The organism is Curtobacterium sp. NPDC098951 (assembly GCF_044759965.1).
Lineage (GTDB): Bacteria > Actinomycetota > Actinomycetes > Actinomycetales > Microbacteriaceae > Curtobacterium.
This window is the reverse complement of the sequence record NZ_JBIWAG010000002.1, coordinates 166,974-186,765: the sequence shown is the minus strand read 5'-3', so window position 1 is coordinate 186,765 and position 19,792 is coordinate 166,974. Positions and strand designations below refer to the sequence as shown.

General features: G+C 71.1%; 22 protein-coding genes and 1 tRNA gene. 13 read left to right on the top strand and 10 right to left on the bottom strand.

Going from position 1 to position 19,792, the window contains the following annotated elements:
- Positions 1 to 3 precede the first annotated feature (3 nt).
- Both ACIQUC_RS05605 and ACIQUC_RS05600 read left to right on the top strand, forming a co-directional pair.
- A complete protein-coding gene (locus ACIQUC_RS05605; protein ID WP_402264221.1) occupies positions 4 to 564 on the top strand; it encodes an AAA family ATPase in 561 nt (186 codons plus the stop codon).
- A gap of 14 nt (positions 565 to 578) precedes the next feature.
- A tRNA-Arg gene (locus ACIQUC_RS05600) sits at positions 579 to 651 on the top strand.
- Positions 652 to 709: 58 nt separating this feature from the next.
- Here ACIQUC_RS05600 and ACIQUC_RS05595 read toward each other — a convergent pair.
- Both ACIQUC_RS05595 and ACIQUC_RS05590 read right to left on the bottom strand, forming a co-directional pair.
- Complete coding sequence (locus ACIQUC_RS05595; protein ID WP_402264218.1) at positions 710 to 2,170, bottom strand: hypothetical protein; 1,461 nt, start codon at positions 2,168 to 2,170, stop codon at positions 710 to 712.
- Between the two features lie 100 nt (positions 2,171 to 2,270).
- On the bottom strand, positions 2,271 to 2,537 hold the full coding sequence (locus tag ACIQUC_RS05590; RefSeq protein ID WP_022907443.1) for a hypothetical protein: 267 nt from the start codon (positions 2,535 to 2,537) through the stop codon (positions 2,271 to 2,273).
- Between the two features lie 164 nt (positions 2,538 to 2,701).
- Here ACIQUC_RS05590 and msrA point away from each other — a divergent pair, with 164 nt between their 5' ends.
- The 3 genes from msrA (at position 2,702) to ACIQUC_RS05575 (ending at position 4,221) form a co-directional block, all read left to right on the top strand.
- Positions 2,702 to 3,229 carry a peptide-methionine (S)-S-oxide reductase MsrA gene (gene msrA / locus ACIQUC_RS05585; RefSeq protein ID WP_402264215.1) on the top strand — a complete coding sequence of 176 codons (528 nt, stop codon included), beginning with the start codon at positions 2,702 to 2,704 and terminating at the stop codon, positions 3,227 to 3,229.
- A 38-nt stretch (positions 3,230 to 3,267) separates the two neighbouring features.
- On the top strand, positions 3,268 to 3,471 hold the full coding sequence (locus tag ACIQUC_RS05580) for a hypothetical protein (protein WP_070416606.1): 204 nt from the start codon (positions 3,268 to 3,270) through the stop codon (positions 3,469 to 3,471).
- A gap of 120 nt (positions 3,472 to 3,591) precedes the next feature.
- Positions 3,592 to 4,221, top strand: coding sequence for a single-stranded DNA-binding protein (locus ACIQUC_RS05575; protein WP_402264212.1), 630 nt, complete (start codon positions 3,592 to 3,594; stop codon positions 4,219 to 4,221).
- 28 nt (positions 4,222 to 4,249) lie between these two features.
- Here the strand turns inward: ACIQUC_RS05575 and ACIQUC_RS05570 are convergent, their stop codons facing one another.
- Positions 4,250 to 4,972 carry a hypothetical protein gene (locus ACIQUC_RS05570; protein ID WP_022907447.1) on the bottom strand — a complete coding sequence of 241 codons (723 nt, stop codon included), beginning with the start codon at positions 4,970 to 4,972 and terminating at the stop codon, positions 4,250 to 4,252.
- Between the two features lie 157 nt (positions 4,973 to 5,129).
- On the opposite strand from ACIQUC_RS05570, the gene ettA reads away from it, so the two are divergent.
- Complete coding sequence (gene ettA / locus ACIQUC_RS05565; RefSeq protein WP_402264209.1) at positions 5,130 to 6,815, top strand: energy-dependent translational throttle protein EttA; 1,686 nt, start codon at positions 5,130 to 5,132, stop codon at positions 6,813 to 6,815.
- Between the two features lie 29 nt (positions 6,816 to 6,844).
- A complete protein-coding gene (locus tag ACIQUC_RS05560; protein ID WP_031262723.1) occupies positions 6,845 to 7,300 on the top strand; it encodes a thioesterase family protein in 456 nt (151 codons plus the stop codon).
- A 92-nt stretch (positions 7,301 to 7,392) separates the two neighbouring features.
- Here ACIQUC_RS05560 and ACIQUC_RS05555 read toward each other — a convergent pair whose 3' ends face one another.
- On the bottom strand, positions 7,393 to 8,250 hold the full coding sequence (locus tag ACIQUC_RS05555; RefSeq protein ID WP_402264206.1) for an acyl-CoA thioesterase: 858 nt from the start codon (positions 8,248 to 8,250) through the stop codon (positions 7,393 to 7,395).
- A gap of 57 nt (positions 8,251 to 8,307) precedes the next feature.
- On the opposite strand from ACIQUC_RS05555, the gene ACIQUC_RS05550 reads away from it, so the two are divergent.
- Together ACIQUC_RS05550 and ACIQUC_RS05545 are read left to right on the top strand one after the other, a co-directional pair.
- The gene (locus ACIQUC_RS05550; RefSeq protein WP_402264203.1) at positions 8,308 to 9,009 is read left to right on the top strand and encodes a hypothetical protein; all 702 of its coding nucleotides are present in this window, start codon (positions 8,308 to 8,310) and stop codon (positions 9,007 to 9,009) included.
- Positions 9,010 to 9,046: 37 nt separating this feature from the next.
- The gene (locus ACIQUC_RS05545) at positions 9,047 to 9,889 is read left to right on the top strand and encodes an NAD(P)H-binding protein (RefSeq protein ID WP_402264200.1); all 843 of its coding nucleotides are present in this window, start codon (positions 9,047 to 9,049) and stop codon (positions 9,887 to 9,889) included.
- Between the two features lie 2 nt (positions 9,890 to 9,891).
- Here ACIQUC_RS05545 and ACIQUC_RS05540 read toward each other — a convergent pair whose 3' ends face one another.
- From ACIQUC_RS05540 to pepN, 3 genes are all read right to left on the bottom strand, one after another.
- The gene (locus tag ACIQUC_RS05540) at positions 9,892 to 10,332 is read right to left on the bottom strand and encodes a globin (RefSeq protein ID WP_022907453.1); all 441 of its coding nucleotides are present in this window, start codon (positions 10,330 to 10,332) and stop codon (positions 9,892 to 9,894) included.
- Complete coding sequence (locus tag ACIQUC_RS05535; RefSeq protein ID WP_022907454.1) at positions 10,329 to 11,402, bottom strand: mechanosensitive ion channel family protein; 1,074 nt, start codon at positions 11,400 to 11,402, stop codon at positions 10,329 to 10,331. Before ACIQUC_RS05535 ends, ACIQUC_RS05540 begins: the two co-directional genes overlap by 4 nt.
- Positions 11,403 to 11,479: 77 nt before the next feature.
- Entirely contained in the window at positions 11,480 to 14,059 is a 2,580-nt protein-coding gene (gene pepN, locus ACIQUC_RS05530; protein ID WP_402264197.1) for an aminopeptidase N, read from the bottom strand.
- A gap of 125 nt (positions 14,060 to 14,184) precedes the next feature.
- Here pepN and ACIQUC_RS05525 point away from each other — a divergent pair, with 125 nt between their 5' ends.
- Complete coding sequence (locus ACIQUC_RS05525; protein WP_402264194.1) at positions 14,185 to 14,829, top strand: DsbA family protein; 645 nt, start codon at positions 14,185 to 14,187, stop codon at positions 14,827 to 14,829.
- A 36-nt stretch (positions 14,830 to 14,865) separates the two neighbouring features.
- On the opposite strand, the gene ACIQUC_RS05520 is transcribed toward ACIQUC_RS05525, so the two are convergent.
- A complete protein-coding gene (locus tag ACIQUC_RS05520) occupies positions 14,866 to 15,384 on the bottom strand; it encodes a GNAT family N-acetyltransferase (protein ID WP_402264192.1) in 519 nt (172 codons plus the stop codon).
- Between ACIQUC_RS05520 and ACIQUC_RS05515 the strand changes: the two genes are divergently transcribed.
- The 3 genes from ACIQUC_RS05515 to ACIQUC_RS05505 are packed head-to-tail and all read left to right on the top strand — an operon-like array spanning position 15,383 to position 17,483.
- Positions 15,383 to 16,024: a helix-turn-helix domain-containing protein gene (locus ACIQUC_RS05515; protein ID WP_402264189.1), complete on the top strand. Its 642-nt coding sequence runs from the start codon at positions 15,383 to 15,385 to the stop codon at positions 16,022 to 16,024. The two genes, ACIQUC_RS05520 and ACIQUC_RS05515, sit on opposite strands and share 2 nt — an antisense overlap.
- Positions 16,025 to 16,046: 22 nt before the next feature.
- Positions 16,047 to 16,544 carry a ribose-5-phosphate isomerase gene (locus tag ACIQUC_RS05510; protein WP_022907460.1) on the top strand — a complete coding sequence of 166 codons (498 nt, stop codon included), beginning with the start codon at positions 16,047 to 16,049 and terminating at the stop codon, positions 16,542 to 16,544.
- A 9-nt stretch (positions 16,545 to 16,553) separates the two neighbouring features.
- A complete protein-coding gene (locus ACIQUC_RS05505) occupies positions 16,554 to 17,483 on the top strand; it encodes an Fpg/Nei family DNA glycosylase (protein WP_402264186.1) in 930 nt (309 codons plus the stop codon).
- A 6-nt stretch (positions 17,484 to 17,489) separates the two neighbouring features.
- On the opposite strand, the gene ACIQUC_RS05500 is transcribed toward ACIQUC_RS05505, so the two are convergent.
- Both ACIQUC_RS05500 and ACIQUC_RS05495 read right to left on the bottom strand, forming a co-directional pair.
- On the bottom strand, positions 17,490 to 18,965 hold the full coding sequence (locus ACIQUC_RS05500) for an amidohydrolase (protein ID WP_402264183.1): 1,476 nt from the start codon (positions 18,963 to 18,965) through the stop codon (positions 17,490 to 17,492).
- A complete protein-coding gene (locus ACIQUC_RS05495; RefSeq protein ID WP_402264180.1) occupies positions 18,962 to 19,615 on the bottom strand; it encodes an FMN-binding negative transcriptional regulator in 654 nt (217 codons plus the stop codon). Before ACIQUC_RS05495 ends, ACIQUC_RS05500 begins: the two co-directional genes overlap by 4 nt.
- Positions 19,616 to 19,792 lie beyond the last annotated feature (177 nt).

The following is a 19,792-nucleotide window of genomic DNA, read 5'->3' as shown; positions in this document are numbered from 1 at the left end:
GGGGTGCTCGGAGCGGACGACCACCTCGACCCCGCGCCCCGTCGTGTCCTCGTCGCCGGCACCACGGGTGTCGGGAAGACCACCACGGCGGGGCGGATCGGCCGGGTCCTCGGCCTCCCGCACACCGAGATCGACTCGCTCTACCACGGGCCCGGCTGGGTCCCGCGGGACACCTTCGTCGCCGACGTCGAGCGGTACACGAGCGAACCCGCATGGGTGACGGAGTGGCAGTACACGTCCGTCCGGGCGATGCTGGCCGAGCGTGCGGACACGCTCGTGTGGATCGACCTGCCGACGGCCCAGGCACTCTGGCGGCTCCTGCGTCGGACGCTCCACCGTCGGTTCCGACGCATCGAGATGTGGAACGGCAACACCGAACCGTCGCTTTGGACGTTCTTCACCGACCGCGGGCACATCGTGCGGTGGGGCATCAGTACCCGCAACGACTCGCGCCGCCGAGTGCCGGCGCTCGTCGAGACCGCGCCGCACCTGCGCATCGTCCACCTGCGGTCGCAGCGGGAGGTCGACCGGTTCGTGCAGCACCTCGGCGAGGGTCGCGGATAGAATCGGGGCCGTCCGCCTCCGTAGCTCAGTGGATAGAGCAGGTGGTTTCTACCCACCGTGCCGCGGGTTCGATTCCTGCCGGGGGCACCCACGACGAAGGCCGCCGTCCATCAGGACGGCGGCCTTCGCGCAGTTCGGGGAGCGCCTACTCGTCGTCGTCGGCAGCGCGGCGACGGAGCTCGCTCGCGCTGATCGGCTGGGTGTAGGGCGCCTCGGAGGTCTCGTCGGCGTCCGCGGGTTCGGCGGGGCCACCGGCGATGCGGGTCGGGATCGACCGGGTCTGCGCTGCGGTCGGGCCGTCGGCCGCGCGGGCGTCGCCGCCCGTGGTGCGGTTGACGTGCGCGTCCGCCGAGGTCGGCTGCGCGACCGGCGGCGGGACGGGAGCGCCGGCGCCGCGGGCGGCAGGCTCCTGGTCGCCGGACTCGCCGACGTCGTTCGACCGCGCACCGTTCGACCGCGCGTCGTCCGACCGCGTGTCGTTCCCACGGGCCGTCGGACCCGCGACGGGAGCCGCGCTGCCCGCTGCGGACCCGTCCGTCGTGGTCCCGCGTGCACCGGAGGGGCGGACGTCGTCCACCGCGTCCGCGTTGTCGGCGTCCGGAGCGCCGACGGAGCTCGGGTTCCGTCCGGAGACGGGGGAGGCGGGCGACCCGAGCGGCGCGCGCGTCGGGGCGTCGGCAGCGGGCCCGGCCCCGGCAGGACGCGTCGCGTCGTCCCCGTACGCGCGGGTCGCCCCGTCGCCGTACGCCCGGGTCGCCCCGTCCCCGTACGCGCGGGTCGCGCCGTCGCCGTACGCCCGCGTGGTGGTCGCGTCCGAGATCGGGGTCGTCCGGTTGCTCGAGGTGTCCGAGATGGGGGTGGTCGCGTTCGGGTCGACCGGCGCGGAACCGCCGCGGGTCACCGAGAACCCGGCACCCGCCGACGGCGCGGACGTGCTCCCGACACCGGCACCGGCAGCGGCACCCGGCGCGGGACGGAGCGAGGTCGTCGTCGGTGTCGGACGCTCGGCCGGAGCCGCCGCGGCCGAGCCGGCGTCGGAGGTGCGCGAGGCGCTCGCCTGGTCGGCGTTCCAGTCCTGCTGCCTGGTGATGAGTTCGGCGTCGGGATCGGGCGAGTCGAACTTCCAGCGCTCGAGGTCGCTCTTGAACAGCTTGCGCGCACGGTTCGGACGCGCCTGCCACTCGAGGATGCGGTCACGGAACTCGGCGAGGGACTGTTCCGCCTGGAAGCTGAACGTCGAGGAGTTCTTCTTGATGTCGGCGATCTCGTGCTGGGTCCAGTTCGCCGCGAGGGGCGCACCTACGACGGGCAGCAGCCGCAGTCGGATGTCGGCGTCCTCGGCGAGGTGGTCCGCGTAGGCGCGCTCGTCGTGCCCGAGGGAACCCCAGGTCGCCGCCTTGCGTGCAGCCGAGACGATGCCCGCGACGGCCGCGTTCCGGGCTTCGCGTTCCTGCATCGTCACGACCCGCTTGGTCGCCCCGCGTCCGATGAGCGCCGCGACGATGCCCGCCACGACGATCGCGACGAACGGGATGAGCGCGCCGGAGATCACGCGCCAGCCGTCGTCGGACGAGATCCAGTCGCTCAGGTCGTTCCACCAGTTCATGCGCGCACCCTACTCACGGAACGGTCAGGTATCGGGGAGGTCGGGCGGCGTTCCGCGGACCGGGTGTTCCCCGCGCGCTGGCCGATCCGCCGGCTCGGACTCATCCCCAGCGCAGGCAGTCGACCGCGTCGTCGGCCGACCACACGTTCGGGAGCTCGACGAAGCGCCGTTCGGTCGACACGTACCGCCGCGCGCGGTAGGCCGTGCCCCCGGCGACGTCCACGCGGTCCACGTACCCGACGATCTCCCCGTTCGCCCGGGTCACGCGGCTGAGGTCGTCGCGGACGTCGAGGATCCGGAGGTCGCCGCGCGAGCGGGCAACGGGTGCGGTGCGGATCCTGAGGACGGGTTCGTTCGTCGCCTGCATCGTCGTGCCTCCTGCTCGTCGGTGTGTGTCCGACGGTACGGCCGACCACCGACACGCCGGGCACCGTCGGGCCTTCTGTGCACGGGCATCGCGAGCGTGCGCATCGTGGAGGACCTGTGCCCCGGTCGCGGGTCGCTCAGAGGCGCGCGCGGTACGGTGACGCCATGACCACGTTCGTGCTCGCAGGTGGATGTTTCTGGTGTCTCGACGCCGTGTACCGCACGCTCCAGGGCGTGCAGGACGTGGTGTCGGGCTACGTCGGCGGGGCGGTGGCCGACCCGTCCTACGAGCTGGTCTGCACCGGCACGACCGGTCACGCCGAGGCCGTCGCGGTCACGTTCGACGAGGCGGTCATCCCGGCCGACGTCATCCTCGACGTGTTCTTCACGCTCCACGACCCGCGTCAGCTGAACCGGCAGGGCGCCGATGTTGGCACGCAGTACCGCTCGGCGATGTTCCCGGCGGACGAGGACCAGAAGGCGCTGTTCGAGCGGGCGATCGCGCGCGCCTCGGACATCTGGGACGGCGGCATCGTGACGACCATCGAGCCGCTCGGTACCTTCTACCGTGCGGAGGAGTACCACCAGGACTTCTTCGCGAAGAACCCTGGTCAGGGCTACTGCCTCGCAGTGGCGCTGCCGAAGGTGAACAAGGTCCGCAAGGCCTACAGTCAGTACATCCTGGCGTCCTGAGACTCCGGACGTCGGGGCCACGAGGAGGTGGTCGAACGATGACGAACAACACCGGGACCTGGGTCGCGGTCGGACCAGCGGGAGCGGTCGGCAGCATCCACCGAGCCGACGGAGGGTTCCGCGTCGAGCTCTACGGGCGGAGCGCGGGTGGCGGGACGTACCCGTCCCTCGAGTCGGCGAAGGGCGCGGTGCACGCGGCCCTCGGCCCGCTGGCGGACCGTCCGGAGTTCCGCGCGCACTGACCGCGTTCCGGCCGGGAGGCGCGGGGGACTCGTCCTCCACAGCGCACCTCTCCGAGTCGACCAGTCACAGATCGAGTCCCGGGCCGCTTGCGCGGCCCGGGGCTCGATGACGATCGACCCATGAACGACACCATCACCGTCTGCGGGATCATCGCCACCGAGCCGCGTCACCTCGTGACCGACACCGGCATCGCCATCACGAGCATGCGCCTCGCCTCGCCCTCCCGACGCTGGGACCGGACGACCTCCACCTGGAGCAACGGCGCCACGAACTGGTACACCGTCACCGCCTTCCGGTCGCTCGCGGCCAACGTGCACCGCTCCCTGAAGAAGGGGGACCGCATCGTCGTCACCGGCCGCATCCGCATCCGCACGTGGGAGCGCGACGGCCGGGGCGGGACGTCCGTCGAGATCGACGCCGAGGCGCTCGGGCACGACCTCGCGTGGGGCATCAGCAACTGGGTCCGCGTCCCGCGCCACGCGGGGGAGTCCTCCGCGGCTCCGGGCAGCACCCCCGCGATCGTCTCCGTCGTGGACCCGGTCACGGGTGAGGTCGGCGCCGTCCCCACCGACGACGGCCCCGGGCCGGACCACCGGGTCGGACCGGACCACCAGGGCGAACCGGACGCCGTCGAGGAGCTCCCGGACGGCGCCGAGGCGGCCCGCCACACGGCGGCGATCCTCGACCACCCGTTCGACGCGGTCGGCGACGACCCGACGGAGGACGGCGACGAGCGTGCCGCGGCCTGAACCGGCACCCGCCGCCGTCCGGGCGGGGCTACCGCCAGTTCTGCGCGATCATCGCGATGCCCGCGACCTCGGTCGTGTCCCAGTTGCCGCCACGCGGGAGGCCCGAGACACGGCCGTCGATCGAGAAGCTCGCGCCCTGGACCTTCGGGCTGTTCGTCTGCTTCGCCTTGAGGCCGTGGAACGTGAAGCTCGTGTCCCACTTGCCGGCGAGCCCGGTGCGGCCCGACGAGTCGCCGACCTTGATCGAGATGTCGTTGACCTGCGAGTGCACCACGTCCCCGTTGACGCGGGCGTTCGCCTCGGCGTTGAAGAACAGCCGTCCGTCGAGGTTCAGGGCGATCGTGCCGACCGTGCGATTGTTGAGGATGACCGACGCGACGTCGTTCTTGTACCAGCGCAGCCCGACCGAGGTCTTGCTGTGCGACGCGCCGCCCATGTAGCCGTACGTGAACTTGCCGTTCTGCACGCGCTCCCAGATGAACCGCGGCTGCCCCTTGCTCACGGTCGACGCGGTGTCCGACTGGATCCCCACGGCGAAGGCGTTGTTGTGGGCGTCGTGGACGTTGATGTAGGACGAGTACCCGGTGCCGGACCCGTTCTCCACGAGGTGCGCCGTGTACTGCACGTAGGGGCTGCCGTGCGGGACGGGCGACGCCGCCGAGGCAGCGCTCGCCGGCGCCAAGAGCGCGACGGTGAGCGCGGTGGCACCCGCGATGGGGAGCGCGAGGCGGCGCAGACGCTTGGTGAACATGACCTGATCCTCTCCGGTGGTCGGACGACCCTGCTCCCGGTGCGGAGCGGGGAAACCGTACGTCGAAGTCGGCGAGCGCAACAGCCCCCGTGCGGGATACGGCGAACCGACGGCACGGCAGACGCGGGACCCGCACTGTCAGTACACTTGGCGCGATATGGCTGAGTACATCTACCAGATGGTCCGCGCCCGCAAGGCGGTCGGCGACAAGCTGATCCTCGACGACGTCACGATGTCGTTCCTCCCCGGCGCCAAGATCGGCGTCGTCGGGCCGAACGGTGCGGGCAAGTCGACGATCCTGAAGATCATGGCGGGTCTCGACCAGCCGTCCAACGGCGAGGCGAAGCTCACACCGGGCTTCACCGTCGGCATCCTCATGCAGGAGCCGGAGCTCGACGAGACCAAGACGGTGCTCGAGAACGTGCAGGAGGGCGTCGGCGAGATCCACGCCAAGATCACGCGCTTCAACGAGATCTCCGCGCTGATGGCCGAGCCGGACGCCGACTTCGACGCACTGCTCGCCGAGATGGGCACGCTGCAGGAGGAGATCGACGCGGCGGACGCGTGGGACCTCGACTCGCAGCTCGAGCAGGCGATGGCCGCGCTCCAGTGCCCCCCGGGGGACGAACTGGTCACGCACCTCTCCGGTGGTGAGAAGCGTCGTGTGGCGCTCTGCAAGCTCCTGCTCCAGAAGCCCGACCTGCTCCTCCTCGACGAGCCCACCAACCACCTCGACGCCGAGTCCGTGCTCTGGCTCGAGCAGCACCTGCAGCAGTACCACGGTGCCGTCCTGGCCGTGACCCACGACCGGTACTTCCTCGACCACGTCGCGCAGTGGATCGCCGAGGTCGACCGCGGTCGTCTGTACCCGTACGAGGGCAACTACTCGACCTACCTCGAGAAGAAGCGTGCTCGCCTCGAGGTCCAGGGCAAGAAGGACGCCAAGCTCGCGAAGCGGCTGTCGTCGGAGCTCGACTGGGTCCGCAGCAACACGAAGGGACGCCAGGCGAAGTCGAAGGCGCGTCTCGCCCGCTACGAGGAGATGGTCACCGAGGCCGAGCGCACGCGCAAGCTCGACTTCGAGGAGATCGTCATCCCCGTCGGACCCCGCCTGGGTTCGCAGGTCATCGACGCCGAGAAGCTCCACAAGCAGTTCGGCGAGCGCGTCATCATCGACGACCTGTCCTTCACGCTGCCCCGCAACGGCATCGTCGGCGTGATCGGCCCGAACGGCGTCGGCAAGACCACGCTCTTCAAGACGATCGTCGGCCTCGAGCCGCTCGACGGCGGCACGCTGAAGATCGGTGAGACGGTCGACATCTCGTACGTCGACCAGAGCCGTGGCGGCATCGACCCGAACAAGAACCTGTGGGAGGTCGTGTCCGACGGACTCGACTACATCCAGGTGGGCAAGACCGAGATCCCGTCGCGGGCCTACGTCTCGCAGTTCGGCTTCAAGGGGCCGGACCAGCAGAAGCGTGCCGGCATCCTGTCCGGTGGTGAGCGCAACCGTCTGAACCTGGCGCTGACGCTCAAGCAGGGCGGCAACCTGCTGCTCCTGGACGAGCCGACGAACGACCTGGACGTCGAGACCCTCGGCAGCCTCGAGAACGCCCTGCTCGAGTACCCCGGTTGTGCCGTGGTCATCACCCACGACCGGTGGTTCCTCGACCGGATCGCGACGCACATCCTCGCGTGGGAGGGCCTGAACGAGGACGGCACCCCCAACTGGTACTGGTTCGAGGGCAACTTCGAGGCGTACGAGGAGAACAAGATCGAGCGTCTCGGCGCCGATGCGGCGAAGCCCGGCCGGGCGACGTACCGCAAGCTCACCCGCGACTGACCGTGGCGCGGTTGCACGCTCCGGTCCGCATGCGGTGGAGCGACATCGACGCGTACGGGCACGTCAACAACTCCGCGATGCTGCGTCTCCTGGAAGAGGCGCGCATCGTGGGGTTCTGGGGTCCCGACCCCGAGGAACGTGCGCCGGACGGGTCCGTCCCCGAGCCGATCATCGACGGCCGTCCCGGGTCCGGCACGATGACCGTCATCGCGGCACAGCGCCTCGAGTACCTCGCGTCGATCCCGTACCTGCGGCAGCCGCTCGACATCCAGATGTGGATCGGGCGGCTCGGCGGGGCGAGCATCGACGTGTCCTACGAGGTCTGGTCACCGGTCGGACAGGAGCCCGCGGTGCTGTACACCCGGGCGACCACGGCGCTCGTGATGGTCGACGCGGTCAGCAACCGTCCGCGCCGGTTGACCGAGGCCGAGCGAGCGGCGTGCGCCGACTACGTCGAAGCCCCGGTGGCGTTCTCCCGCCCGTAGCACGGACCGGATCCGGCCCCCAACGACGGATCGAGCGCCGCTGAGGACGGCTCGAGCGCCGCTGTGGGACGGATCACGCACCGATGTGTGCATCAGCGGGGGACGCGCATCATCCCCTCCTGCGCGACCGATGCGAGGAGCCGTCCGTCCGGCGAGAACATCCGGCCGAACGCGAGTCCCCGACCGCCCTGTGCGCTCGGGGACTCCTGCGTGTAGAGCACCCACTCGTCGGCACGGGCGTCGCGGTGCCACCACATCGCGTGGTCGAGACTCGCGCTCTTCACGCCCGGCGTTCCCCAGGCGACCCCGTGCCGGCGCATGATCGGCTCGAGGATGGACAGGTCGCTCGCGTAGGCGAGGACGGCACGGTGGAGCGCAGGGTCGGCGGGGAGGTCGCCCTCCACCCGGAACCACACCGCCTGGTGCGCGACGTGCTCGCCCTGCACGTCGACGAACACCGGACCCTCGACGTGCCGCAGGTCGATCGAGCGTTCCGCCCAGGCCCGGGCGACCGGGTGGTCGATGGCGGACAGGATCGAGGAGGCCGAGGGCAGCGACTCGGGCTCCGGCACGTCGACGGGGAACGGGTCCTGGTGCTCCACGCCGGCGTCCGGGCGTTGGAACGACGCGATCATCGAGAAGATCGGCACGCCGCGCTGGTACGCCTGCACCCGGCGCGCAGCGAACGACCGGCCGTCGTGGATGCGCTCGACGCCGAAGGTGATCGGCACGTCGATGTCACCGGGGCGCAGGAAGTAGCCGTGCATCGAGTGGATGTCGCGGTCCTCGATGGTGGCCTGCGCGGCGACGATGCACTGCGCGAGCACCTGCCCACCGAAGACTCGGCCCCCTGGCGACCAGTGGCTCGCACCGGTGAGGATCGTCTCGCCCGTGCTCGCGCCCGTGTCCTCGAGTCGGAGGGTCCGCAGGAAGTCCGGTTCGCCGTTCACACCGTGCAGTCTACGAACGCCGCGCCGCCGGGTCCTGCCGGTAGGCTTCGGGGTGACATGGGCACCTCGTTCACGCTTCCCGACGCAGCCTCCCTCGGGGACCTGCGCACCTACCTCGGACGGGCCGCCCGCATCGAGGACGGCTCGGTCCGCCTCATCGCGGACTCCGGCGTCCTCGCGGTCTACACCGCGATCCTCTACCCGCTCGGCCTGCTCGACGAGCTGCCGACCGTGCTCGGGCTCCGGACGTTCTCGCTCGCGCAGCCGGCGACGATCGACGCGGTCGTCCCGCTCGCCTCGCTGCAGGAACGTCTGCGGCTGCTCGCCGACGCGCAGGACGCCGAACACGCCGACGGCGCCGACCCCACGCGGGCGACCCCGATCGAGGTGGAGCTGCCGCTCGAGGTCCACACGGTCACCTGGGCGGCGATCTCCCCGCCCCGGGGCGGGTGGGTCCCGCTGCCCGACGTCTCGCCGGAGCTCCTGCGCCGTGCCGCCCGGGACGGCATCGCCGAGGTCGCCGACGCCGTCCCGACGAACGCGGGCGACGCGATCGTCCGCAAGGTCCGCTCCGAGGTGTGGGGGCGTCCGGTCGCGGGCATCGAGCACGTCCCGGCCGGTGCCGGCTTCGCGGGGGAGAGCCTCGGGTTCCTCGGGCACGACCCCGTCCGGCTGTTCGAGACCGGACCCTGGAGCCGCCTGACCACGTCGCGCGGGCACGTACTCGTCAAGCGTCGCGCCTGGACCCTCACCTCGTAGGCAGCCCGCTCCCGACGGCGGGTGGTTGGCTGGCGCCATGCACGTCTTCCTCACCGGCGCGTCCGGCTACATCGGTTCCTCGGTCCTCCGCGCACTCGTCGCCGACGGGCACGAGGTCACCGCCCTCGTCCGCACCGACGAGAAGGCGCAGGCCGTCCGCGACGCCGGCGGCAATGCCCTCGTCGGTGACGTCACCGACACCGACGTCGTCCGGAGCCTCGCCCACGAGGCGGACGCCGTGGTGCACACCGCCTCGGCCGAGCGCATCGACCCGGACTTCATCCGGACGGTGCTCGCAGCGCTCGACGGCACTCCGAAGCCGTTCGTGCACACCGGCGGGATCTTCACGTTCGGGAACTCCACCGACATCTCCGAGCAGTCACCGGTGTCGCCGCCCGCGCTCACCGCGTGGCGGGTGCCGAACGAGGCCACGGTGCGGGCCAGTGCGGTCCGCACGACGATCATCGCCCCTGGCATCGTGTACGGCCGCGGAGCCGGCATCCCCGCGATGTTCGTCGGCGACAGCGATCACGAGGTCCGGCTCGTCGGCGACGGTTCCCAGCGGTGGACGACGGTGCACGTCGACGACCTCGGCGAGCTCTACGTCCTCGCGCTCCACCGCGGCGAGCAGGACGGCTACGTCGTCGCGGCCACCGGCGACAACCCGACGGTCCGCGAGATCGCGGAGGCGGGCGCACACGGCTCGCCGGTCGTCGCCGAGAGCGTCGACGCCAGCCGCGAGCGCCTCGGCGCCGACTTCGCCGATGCGCTGCTGCTCCACCAGGAGGCCTCCGGCGCACACGCGCGCACCGTGTTCGGGTGGAACCCGACCCGGCCCACCCTCGTGCAGGACCTCGCCGACGGCTCGGGCGTCCGCTGACGTCAGTCGAAGGTGTTCGTCATCGCGTGCGCCGCGCGGTCGAGGTACGCCCACAGCTCGGCCTCGTCGAGGGGTGCGAGGCCGAGCGACTCGACCGCGTCGCGCATGTGGTGGAGCCATCGCTCACGCGCCTCCGGCGTGATCCGGAACGGCTGGTGGCGCATCCGCAGCCGGGGGTGACCGCGTTCGGCGCTGTACGTGCCGGGGCCGCCCCAGTACTGCTGCAGGAACGTCGAGAGGCGCCAGATCGCGCCCTCGAGGTCGTCGGCCGGGTACATCGGCCAGATGACGTCGTCCTGTTGCACGCCCTCGTAGAAGCGGCGGACGAGGCGGTCGAAGGCGGGTGCGCCGCCGATGCGCTCGTAGAGCGAACCCGTGGCCGAGGCGCCGTGCTGGCCGACCCGCAGCGTGATCGGCTGGGCGGGCGGGGTGGGGTCGGTCATCGGGGGTCCTTCCCGGAGTCGGGGTCGTCGGTCCGGATCGGCTGACCGAGGAGGTTCCGGCTGCGCCGCGGCTTCGTCGGTGCCGGTGTGGGCTGGGTGCGGACGGTGCGGAGGCCGTTGATCGAGGTGGCGTTCTCCCACCCGGCGGGCATGATCATCGCCATGGCGGGCAGGGTCACGCCGAGCTCGTCGACGGCGTGCTTCAGTCGGACCCGGAGCTCGCGGCCGACGACGTCGAGCTCGGACGCCCGGGTCTTCACGACGAGGCGGAACACCATGCCGGCGTCGGTGATCGACTGCATGCCCCAGATCTCCGGCTTCTCGACGATGCGCTGGCGCCACCGGGGCTCCTGCGACATCGTGACCGCCGCCTTGAGGAGGGCGTCCTGCACGGCGTCGATGTCGGTGTCGTACGGGACGGTGATGTCGACGAGCACCCGCGACCAGCCCTGCGAGAGGTTCCCGACGCGCAGGATCTGCCCGTTCGGCACGAACCAGAGGATCCCGTTCACGTCACGGATCTGCATGACCCGCAGCCCGACGTTCTCGACGACGCCGGTCGCCTGGCCCGTGTCGACGACGTCGCCGACGCCCGCCTGGTCCTCGAGGATCATGAAGATGCCGGAGAGCAGGTCGCGCACGATGCTCTGCGCGCCGACCGCGAGCCCGGCCGCGACGAGCGAGGCGCCACCGACGATGCCGACCGCGGCGTTCGGGATGACCAGCGGGATGATCACCACGAGCGCGAGCACGACGACGATCACCGTCGCGAGGTTCTCGAGCACGCTGCCGAGCGTGCGCGTGCGCTGGACGACCCGGGCGGTCTGGATCGGTGAGGCGATGAGTGCCTGGGTGTCCGTCGCGCCCTGGCGCTTCTTCACACCGGTCACGACACGGTCGACGATCCCCTTGATGGAGTGCCGGAGGATCAGCCGCAGGACGAGAGCGGCGAGGATCGTGATGACGATCGTGATCGGGATGTGCCACGTGTCGACGAACTCGCCGAACGACTGCGAGACGGCCTCTGCCGCGCCGGACGGGGTCGGGGAGGGAACTGCAACCAAGGTCATGATCCGGTCGATGCTAGAGGGCGGGGCCCTGGCATCCCCTGGGGAACGCCAGGACCCCGCCGATCCTCATCCGCTGCTCAGGCGTCCGCTGCCTGGACCCGCAGGGCGCGCTCGGTCCCGGCGACGCTCTCGGACACGATGCGACGGAGCGCCGGCGTCTCGGGGTGCGCCTCGAGCCACGCGACCGCCGCGTCCCGGAGTTCGGCCGACGCGAGCGGCGCCGGGTAGAGCCCCGAGACGATGGTGTCGGCCATGTGGTAGCTGCGCTCGGCCCAGATGCGCGTGAGCACGTCGAAGTACTTCGGGACGAGCCCCTCGAGCACGACCGGGCTGTTCACGTGCTGGAACCCGACCGTGGTCTGGCGCACGATCGCGTTCGGCAGCTCGGCCGAGTCCACGAGCGACGAGAACGCCGCGAGCTTGCCCTCGGCCGTCGGGATGGTCGCACGGGCACGCGCGGCGGCCTGTTCGCCCGACGCGGTCTTGTCGGCCGCGAGCTCGGCGTCGATCTCGGCACCGGAGGCAACACCGGCGAGCACGAGGCCCTCGAGCAGCTCCCAGCGCAGGTCGGTGTCGATCTCGAGACCGCTCAGCGTGACCGAGCCGTCGCGCAGCCCGGCGAGCGTCGCCACGTGCTCGGGCGTCGACGCGATCTGCGCGAAGAACTTCACGAACTGGAACTGCGCGTCCGAACCGGCCTCGGCGCTCGACGCGAGGTTCCAGAGCGTGTCGCCCACGGTGCGGACCGTGGCGTCCACCTTCGCCGGCGCGACGTAGTTGCGCGTCGTCAGGAGGAGCTGCGACAGCGTCGTGCGGATGGTCGTCGACTCGGTCTCGGTGGCGATGTTGCCGAGGACCAGGCGGACGTAGTCGCTCGCGGGGGACTCGGCGTCGCGCGTGGCGTCCCACATCGCCCCCCAGACGATGGAGCGGGCGAGCGGGTTCGCGATCGAGGCGAGGTGCTCGATGGCGGTCCGGCGCGAGTGTTCGTCGAGGCGGATCTTCGCGTAGGCGAGGTCGTCGTCGTTGAGCAGGACGAGGTCGCCGCGCTGCACGCCGACGAGCTCGGGCACCTCCGTGCGGGCGCCGTCGACGTCGATCTCGACGCGGTGCGTGCGATCGAGCTTGCCGCCGGAGGACGCCGTGTCGGCGCCGAACGGGGCGTCGGTGTGCTCGGTGAAGGCGTACACGCCGATGGCGAGGCGGTGCGGGCGGAGCGTCGGGTGGTCGGCCGGCGCTTCCTGCAGGACGGCGAACGACGTGATCGCGCCGGACTCGTCGACCTCGATCTCGGGGCGGAGCGTGTTCACGCCGGCGGTCTCGAGCCACAGCTTCGACCACTCGGACAGCTCGCGGCCGCTGGTGGCCTCGAGCTCGACGAGCAGGTCGCGCAGCTCGGTGTTGCCGTGGTGGTGCTTCTTGAAGTACGCCGAGACGCCCGCGAAGAACGCGTCGATGCCGACCCACGCCACGAGCTGCTTCAGGACGGAGCCGCCCTTGGCGTACGTGATGCCGTCGAAGTTGACCTGGACGTCCTCGAGGTCGTTGATCGTCGCGACGATCGGGTGCGTCGAGGGGAGCTGGTCCTGGCGGTAGGCCCAGGACTTCTCCATCGCCTGGAACGTCGTCCACGCCTCGGTCCACTCGGTGGCCTCGGCCGTGGCGATCGTGGAGGCCCACTCGGCGAACGACTCGTTCAGCCAGAGGTCGTTCCACCACTTCATGGTGACCAGGTCGCCGAACCACATGTGCGCGAGCTCGTGCAGGATCGTGACGACCCGGCGCTCCTTGATGGCGTCGGTCACCTTCGAGCGGAAGACGTAGGTCTCGGTGAACGTGACCGCGCCCGCGTTCTCCATCGCGCCGGCGTTGAACTCCGGGACGAAGAGCTGGTCGTACTTCTCGAACGGGTACGGGACGTCGAACTTCTCCTCGTAGTAGGCGAAGCCCTTCTTCGTGGTCTCGAAGACGTACTCGGGGTCGAGGTACTCGGCGAGCGACTTCCGCGCGAAGACGCCGAGCGGGATGGTGCGGCCGTCGCTGCTCGTCAGTTCGTCGCGGACGACCTCGTACGGGCCGGCGATGAGCGCCGTGATGTAGCTCGAGATGGTCGCGGTGGGCGGGAAGGCCCACGTGGCGATGTCACCGTCGACGTGCGGCTCGGGCGTGGGGGAGTTCGACACGACCTGCCACCGGGACGGCGCCGTCACGGTGAAGGTGAACTCGGCCTTGAGGTCGGGCTGCTCGAACACGGCGAACATGCGCCGCGAGTCCGGCACCTCGAACTGGGAGTACAGGTAGACCTCGTCGTCGACGGGGTCGACGAAGCGGTGCAGGCCCTCGCCCGTGTTCGTGTACAGCGCGTCGCTGACGACCACGAGCTCGTTCTGCTCCTGCAGGTCGTCGAGCTGGATGCGGACGCCGTCGTTCACCGCGGCGACGTCGAGCGCGGTGCCGTTCAGGGTGACGGAGTGCACGGTCTTCGTGATCGCGTCGATGAACGTGGACGCACCGGCGGTCGCGGTGAAGCGCACGTGGGTGGTGCTGCCGAAGGTCTCGGCGCCGCGGGTCAGGTCGAGCTCGACGTCGTACGTCTGCACGTCGACGATCGCGGCACGTTCCTGGGCTTCGATTCGGGTGAGGTTCTCTCCGGGCACGGACGCTCCATCTTCGCGGTTGCACACGGACGGTCCTTGTCCGTGTGGAGGGGAGTCCCGGCACGGCGTCGTGCACCGGCGGGACGGTCGCCTCCAGCCTAGCGAGCGCGCGTACGCTCGCATCCGTGACCGACACGACTGTGGACAAGACGACCGCCGACCGCACCGCTGTGGAGTTCTGGTTCGACCCGAACTGCCCCTGGGCCTGGATGACGAGCCGCTGGGTCGGCGAGGTCGCCCGGCACCGCGACCTCGACGTGACCTGGAACGTGATGAGCCTGTTCGTCCTCAACGAGCACCAGGACGTCCCGGACACCTACCGCGAGCGCCTCACCGCGGGGCAGGTCTACCCCCGCATCGTGACCGCGGCACGGCTCCGCCTCGGCCAGGAGATCGTCAAGCCGCTCTACGACGCGCTCGGCGAGCACATCCACCACCGCCAGGAACAGGACCCGGAGCAGGTCGTGCCGGCGGTGCTCGCGGAACTCGGGCTCGACGCCGACCTGCTCGAGGACGCCTGGACGGACGAGGTCGACCAGGCCGTCCGCGCCAGCCACCAGGACGGCATCGACCGGGTCGGCCAGGACGTCGGGACGCCCGTCATCGCCGTCGAGGGCACCGCCTTCTTCGGACCGGTCATCTCCCCGGCACCCACGGGCCAGGAGGCGCTCGACCTGTGGGACGGCGTCGTCGCCGTGGCCAAGTACCCCGGCTTCTTCGAGCTCAAGCGCTCGCGCACGGTCGGCCCGATCTTCGACACCACCGACTGACGGGAGGCGCGGCTCGCCACCGTCTCGTCCGTTCCGTCAGGCGAGGGGCAGGCGCATGAGCGTCAGGTCCAGCCAGCGGTCGAACTTGCGTCCGACCTCGGGCAGCACGCCAACGGTCGCGAACCCGAGCCGTTCGTGCAACGCGATCGACCCCGTGTTCGACGAGCAGATGCCCGCCATCATGACGTGGTGGCCGTCGGCTCGTGCACGGTCGACAAGAGCGCCCATGAGCACCGTCGCGACACCCCGCCCGCGGAACGCCTCGACCACGTAGACGCTGTGCTCGACCGTGTGCCGGTAGCCCGCGTGCGGCCGGAACCCGCTGTAGCTCGCGTAGCCGGCGACGACACCGTCCACCTCGGCGACGAGCACGGGGAGCCCGGCACCACGGCGCTCGGCGAGCCAGCCGTCGAAGTACGCGCGCGGGTGCGGTTCCTCCTGCCAGATGGCGGTGGAGTGCAGCACGGCGTCGACGTGCAGGGCGTGCACGACGTCGAGGTCGGCCGGGGTACAGTCGCGGACCACGACCCCGTTCGTCGCATATGCTGTCGTCATGTCTCACATCGTAGACGAACCGATCGTCGATGACGCAACCGCCGCCGACGACGCGGGCGCAGACGAACAGCGTGCCCTCGGCGAGCGCCTGCAGCGGCTCCGCACCGAACGGAAGTGGAGCCTCACCGAGCTCGCCGAGGAGTCCGGTGTCTCCCGCGCGATGATCAACCGCGTCGAGCGCGGGGTGTCCAGCCCCACCGCGACGATCCTCGGCCGGCTCTCCGGGGCGTTCGGCCTCACGGTCTCGCAGCTCCTCGACGAGGCCCTCGAGCACGAGGTGCCCAGGGCGACCGATCCCGACGACGCACGCGGCATCCAACGCGGCGCGACCGCCGAGTCCTGGACCGATCCCGACACCGGGTACCGCCGCCGTCCGGTCTCGAGTGCGGCCTTCCCCGCGGACGTGACCGAGGTGCGCCTCCCGGCCGGCCGCGAAGTGGCCTACCCGGCGTCCGCCTACGCGTTCTTGCGCCACTGCATCTGGGTGGTCGACGGCGTGCTCGAACTCGTCGTCGGCGGTGAGCCGACGCGGCTCGCGGCGGGGGACCGCATCGAGCTCGGCGAGCCCGCCGACGTCGTGTACCGGAACCCGGGCGAGGAGCCCACCCGGTACGTCGTCGTCGTGGTCCGGGGGCAGTAGGCGCAGGAATAGGATCGATGCCATGCGCATCCACCTCGGAACGGACCACGCCGGCCTCGAGTTCAACAAGACCCTCGCCACCCACCTGACCGAGGCCGGGCACGACGTGGTGGACCACGGTCCGACCGAGTACGACGCGCTCGACGACTACCCCTCGTTCTGCATCAACGCCGCGCACGCCGTGGTCGAGGACCAGCGCGCCGGCGTCCAGGCGCTCGGCGTGGTGTTCGGCGGCTCCGGCAACGGCGAGCAGATCGCCGCGAACAAGGTCGAGGGCGTCCGTGCCGCGCTCGTGTGGAACGAGTCGACCGCCCTCCTCGCGCGCCAGCACAACGACGCGAACGTCATCTCGATCGGCGCTCGCCAGCACACCGAGGACGAGGCGATCCGCTTCGTCGACCTGTTCATCGCCGAGCCGTTCTCCGGCGAGGAGCGCCACGCCCGTCGCATCGCGCAGCTCGCGGAGTACGAGACGACGGGGCACATCGCCGGCAAGCAGATCGACGGCTCGGCCGAGTAGACAGGTCCCATGCCCGAGGGTCACTCCGTCCACCGCATCGCCAACCAGTTCTCCCGGCACTTCGTCGGCAAACGCTGCGAGGTGTCCAGCCCGCAGGGTCGGTTCGCCGCCGGCGCCGCCCAGCTCGACGGCACGCGCATGGTCGCCGCCCGGGCGGTCGGCAAGCAGATGTTCCTCGAGTTCGAGGGCGACCGGTTCCTGCGCGTGCACCTCGGCCTCTACGGCGCGTGGGACTTCGCGGGCGTGATCTCGTCGGCCGAGGCGCTGTCCGAGGACGGCGACGGCGAGGAGTCGCTGTCGTCGATCGGCGCGCCCCGGCTCGCCCGCTACCGGATGGCCGAGCAGGAGAAGGCGGAGGACCCGATCGAGGCCTTCCCGCCGGACCCGGTCGGACAGGTGCGCGTCCGGATCCTCACCGAGGACACCGTCGCGGACCTGCGCGGCCCGACGGCGTGCGTCGTCGAGGACCCCGCCGGCGTGCAGAAGGCCCTCGACAAGCTCGGTCCCGACCCGATCAACGACGACGGGCCCGAGGCCGAGAAGACCTTCGTCGAGAACGTCCGGAAGCGGAACGTCGCGATCGGGCAGCTGCTCATGGACCAGGCCGTCGTGAGCGGCATCGGCAACATCTACCGCGCCGAGCTGCTGTTCCGGCAGCGCATCGACCCGTACAAGCCCGGCAAGAAGATCACGGTGAAGCAGGCCAAGGCGCTCTGGCACGACTGGTCGAAGCTCCTGCACGACGGCGTCCGCGACGGCCTCATGCTCACGATGGACGGCCTGTCGAAGAGCGACCACGCGAAGGCCGTCCGGTCGCGGAAGGACCGGCACTGGGTCTACCACCGCGAGGGGCAGCCGTGCCGGGTCTGCGGCACCGAGATCCGGGTGGCCGACATGGCCGGCCGGAAGCTCTACTGGTGCCCGAAGGACCAGAAGTAGCGCCGGTCAGACCTCGCGGTGGGTGAACCGCCCGGCGATCGCGGCCCCGAGGACTCGCGCCCGTCGGAGCGGTCCCGACCCGGTCGCGGCGAGCGGGTCCGCCTCGAGCAGGACGAGGTCCGCGACGTCACCGACGGCGACGCCGACCCGACCGCCCTCGGTCGACCCGCGCCAGGCGGTCAGCACGGCGAGCCGCTCAGCCGGGTGCCACGGTTCACGGCCGCCCCGGTCGCGTCCGACGGCCGCGGCCATCGACACCCACGGGTCGAGCGGCGCCACCGGCGCATCGGACCCGAGCAACAGCGTCGCTCCGGCACGGTCGAGGGAGGCGAACGGGAACGCCCGGTCGGTCATCCCGGCCCAGTACCGGTCGGCGAGGTCGCGGTCGTCCATCGCGTGCTCCGGCTGCACGGACGCGGCCACCCCGAGTCGGGCGAACCGTTCGACGTCGGTGTCGGCGAGCAGCTGGGCGTGTTCGATGGTGCCGCGGGCGCCGACGGTCTCGAAGACGTCGAGGGCCAGCGTGTTCGCCCGGTCGCCGATCGCGTGGACGGCGGGCACGAGTCCGGCGTCGACGGCCCGGCGGACCATCTCGACGAGGTCCTCGAACGCGTACGCCAGCACGCCCCCGCCCGACGTCATCGCCGCGGTCCGCGTGCCGAGCGACCCGTCGGTGATGACCTTGAACGGCCCCATCCGCACCAGTCCCCGAGTGCCCGGGACGACGTCACCGGTCCGGAGTCCGCGCGCGACGGCGGCGTCGAGGTCGTTCGGGTAGACCCCCGAGTCGACGCGGAGGCCGTCGGTGCCGGCCTGCACACGCCGGGTCCAGCGGTCCAGTCCGAACACCATCTCGAGGTCCCGCACCCGCGTCACCCCGCGGGCGGCGGCCGCGTCGACGGCGTCGGCGACGAAGCCGTCGAGCACCTCGTCCGGCACCCGCGAGAGCGCACCGGTCACGTCGAACGCGTCCTGCTCGCGCAGCACGCCGTCGTCGCCGGTGGAGAGCGGGCGTCCGAGGACGCCGGAGAAGTGCTCCAGCGCCGCGGCGTTGCACCAGACCGCGTGCAGGTCGCCGCTGATGACGACGACCGGGAGGCGCGGGTCGACCCGGTCGAGCATCTCGCGTCGCGCGGGGCGAGGCCACATCCCGTCGCGGTAGCCGTGGCCGATCAGGACACGGTCCGCCACACCGGTGCGGGCCACCGCGCGCAGGAGGTCCGCCGTCGCCTCGGCGGAGTCCGCGGTGGACACGTCGACGCGGCGGCGGACGAGGGCCCACTGGTCGAAGTGCACGTGGTGGTCGACGAGCCCGGGGCCGAGCCACGCGCCGGCGGCCTCGACGACGTCGGTGTCGGCGTCGGTGGCCTCGAGCGTGCCGGCCGGTGCGACGGCGGTGACCCGACCGTCGACGATGCGGACGTCGGACGGGGCACCGGACGTGCCCACCCGTCGGACGGTGCGGAGCAAGACCTCGCTCATCGCGCCTCCTGGGTCGCCGCGCGTGCCGCGTGTGCCCGGGCCATCTCGTCGGCGAGCGCCGGCGAGGCGTAGGGACCGTCCGAACGGAGGCCCTCGACGATCCGGTCCACGACCTCGGGCGCCTTGTTCTGCGACAGCTTCGCGCGGGCGTCGAACCGGGTGACCCGGATGCGGATCCCGACGGTGCCCTTCGCCATCCGGCGTGCCGTCTCCTCGTCGACCTCGAGCGACACGGGCTCCGGCATCACCCGCTCGAAGTGGTCGACGAGCTCGCCGAGGACGCGGAAGTTCTCGTCGTCGGACAGGATCTCCGGCGTGCCCCAGCAGTGCGCGGTCACGTGGTTCCAGGTCGGCACGAACTGCTCCGGCGGGTACCAGGCGGGGGAGACGTAGCCGTGCGGACCCTGGAACACCACGAGCACCTCGTGTCGTCCGAGTTCGTGGGCCACCTCGTCCGGGCGTCCGACGTGCGACACGAGCACGAGGCCGTCGGGGTCGTCGCCCGGTGCCGGCGTCTCGAGGAGGAACGGGTAGTGCGACGCGACCAGAGCGGCGTCGGTGTGGGAGACGATCGTCGCCCACGGGTGCTCCCCGATGAGGCGCCGCACCTCGTCGACGTCGGTCATCAGGAAGTGCGGGGTGTGTCGCATGCACGCCAGCGTTCCACACCGGACGGGGGCGACGCGAGCGCCGCCGTTTCCGGTGTGTTTCAGAACAGTAAAGCTTTCAGAGATCACTGAAAGAAGTCTTGTGTTCGGGTTTCTACCGGGCCTAGCTTCTCGGTCAACGACGACCGGGCCGGACCCGGGAGCGCTGGGACTCGAGGA

What these genes read in the sequence shown, in the direction of transcription:
- ACIQUC_RS05580 (WP_070416606.1), top strand. Translation starts at nt 3,268, where the DNA reads ATGACGAACAACACCGGGACCTGGGTCGCGGTCGGACCAGCGGGAGCG.
- ACIQUC_RS05520 (WP_402264192.1), bottom strand. Translation starts at nt 15,384, where the DNA reads ATGACGACAGCATATGCGACGAACGGGGTCGTGGTCCGCGACTGTACC.
- ACIQUC_RS05545 (WP_402264200.1), top strand. Translation starts at nt 9,047, where the DNA reads ATGCACGTCTTCCTCACCGGCGCGTCCGGCTACATCGGTTCCTCGGTC.
- ACIQUC_RS05570 (WP_022907447.1), bottom strand. Translation starts at nt 4,972, where the DNA reads ATGTTCACCAAGCGTCTGCGCCGCCTCGCGCTCCCCATCGCGGGTGCC.
- ACIQUC_RS05540 (WP_022907453.1), bottom strand. Translation starts at nt 10,332, where the DNA reads ATGACCGACCCCACCCCGCCCGCCCAGCCGATCACGCTGCGGGTCGGC.
- ACIQUC_RS05515 (WP_402264189.1), top strand. Translation starts at nt 15,383, where the DNA reads ATGTCTCACATCGTAGACGAACCGATCGTCGATGACGCAACCGCCGCC.
- ACIQUC_RS05535 (WP_022907454.1), bottom strand. Translation starts at nt 11,402, where the DNA reads ATGACCTTGGTTGCAGTTCCCTCCCCGACCCCGTCCGGCGCGGCAGAG.
- ACIQUC_RS05560 (WP_031262723.1), top strand. Translation starts at nt 6,845, where the DNA reads ATGCGGTGGAGCGACATCGACGCGTACGGGCACGTCAACAACTCCGCG.
- msrA (WP_402264215.1), top strand. Translation starts at nt 2,702, where the DNA reads ATGACCACGTTCGTGCTCGCAGGTGGATGTTTCTGGTGTCTCGACGCC.
- ACIQUC_RS05575 (WP_402264212.1), top strand. Translation starts at nt 3,592, where the DNA reads ATGAACGACACCATCACCGTCTGCGGGATCATCGCCACCGAGCCGCGT.
- ettA (WP_402264209.1), top strand. Translation starts at nt 5,130, where the DNA reads ATGGCTGAGTACATCTACCAGATGGTCCGCGCCCGCAAGGCGGTCGGC.
- ACIQUC_RS05510 (WP_022907460.1), top strand. Translation starts at nt 16,047, where the DNA reads ATGCGCATCCACCTCGGAACGGACCACGCCGGCCTCGAGTTCAACAAG.
- ACIQUC_RS05505 (WP_402264186.1), top strand. Translation starts at nt 16,554, where the DNA reads ATGCCCGAGGGTCACTCCGTCCACCGCATCGCCAACCAGTTCTCCCGG.
- ACIQUC_RS05590 (WP_022907443.1), bottom strand. Translation starts at nt 2,537, where the DNA reads ATGCAGGCGACGAACGAACCCGTCCTCAGGATCCGCACCGCACCCGTT.
- ACIQUC_RS05595 (WP_402264218.1), bottom strand. Translation starts at nt 2,170, where the DNA reads ATGAACTGGTGGAACGACCTGAGCGACTGGATCTCGTCCGACGACGGC.
- ACIQUC_RS05500 (WP_402264183.1), bottom strand. Translation starts at nt 18,965, where the DNA reads ATGAGCGAGGTCTTGCTCCGCACCGTCCGACGGGTGGGCACGTCCGGT.
- ACIQUC_RS05550 (WP_402264203.1), top strand. Translation starts at nt 8,308, where the DNA reads ATGGGCACCTCGTTCACGCTTCCCGACGCAGCCTCCCTCGGGGACCTG.
- ACIQUC_RS05495 (WP_402264180.1), bottom strand. Translation starts at nt 19,615, where the DNA reads ATGCGACACACCCCGCACTTCCTGATGACCGACGTCGACGAGGTGCGG.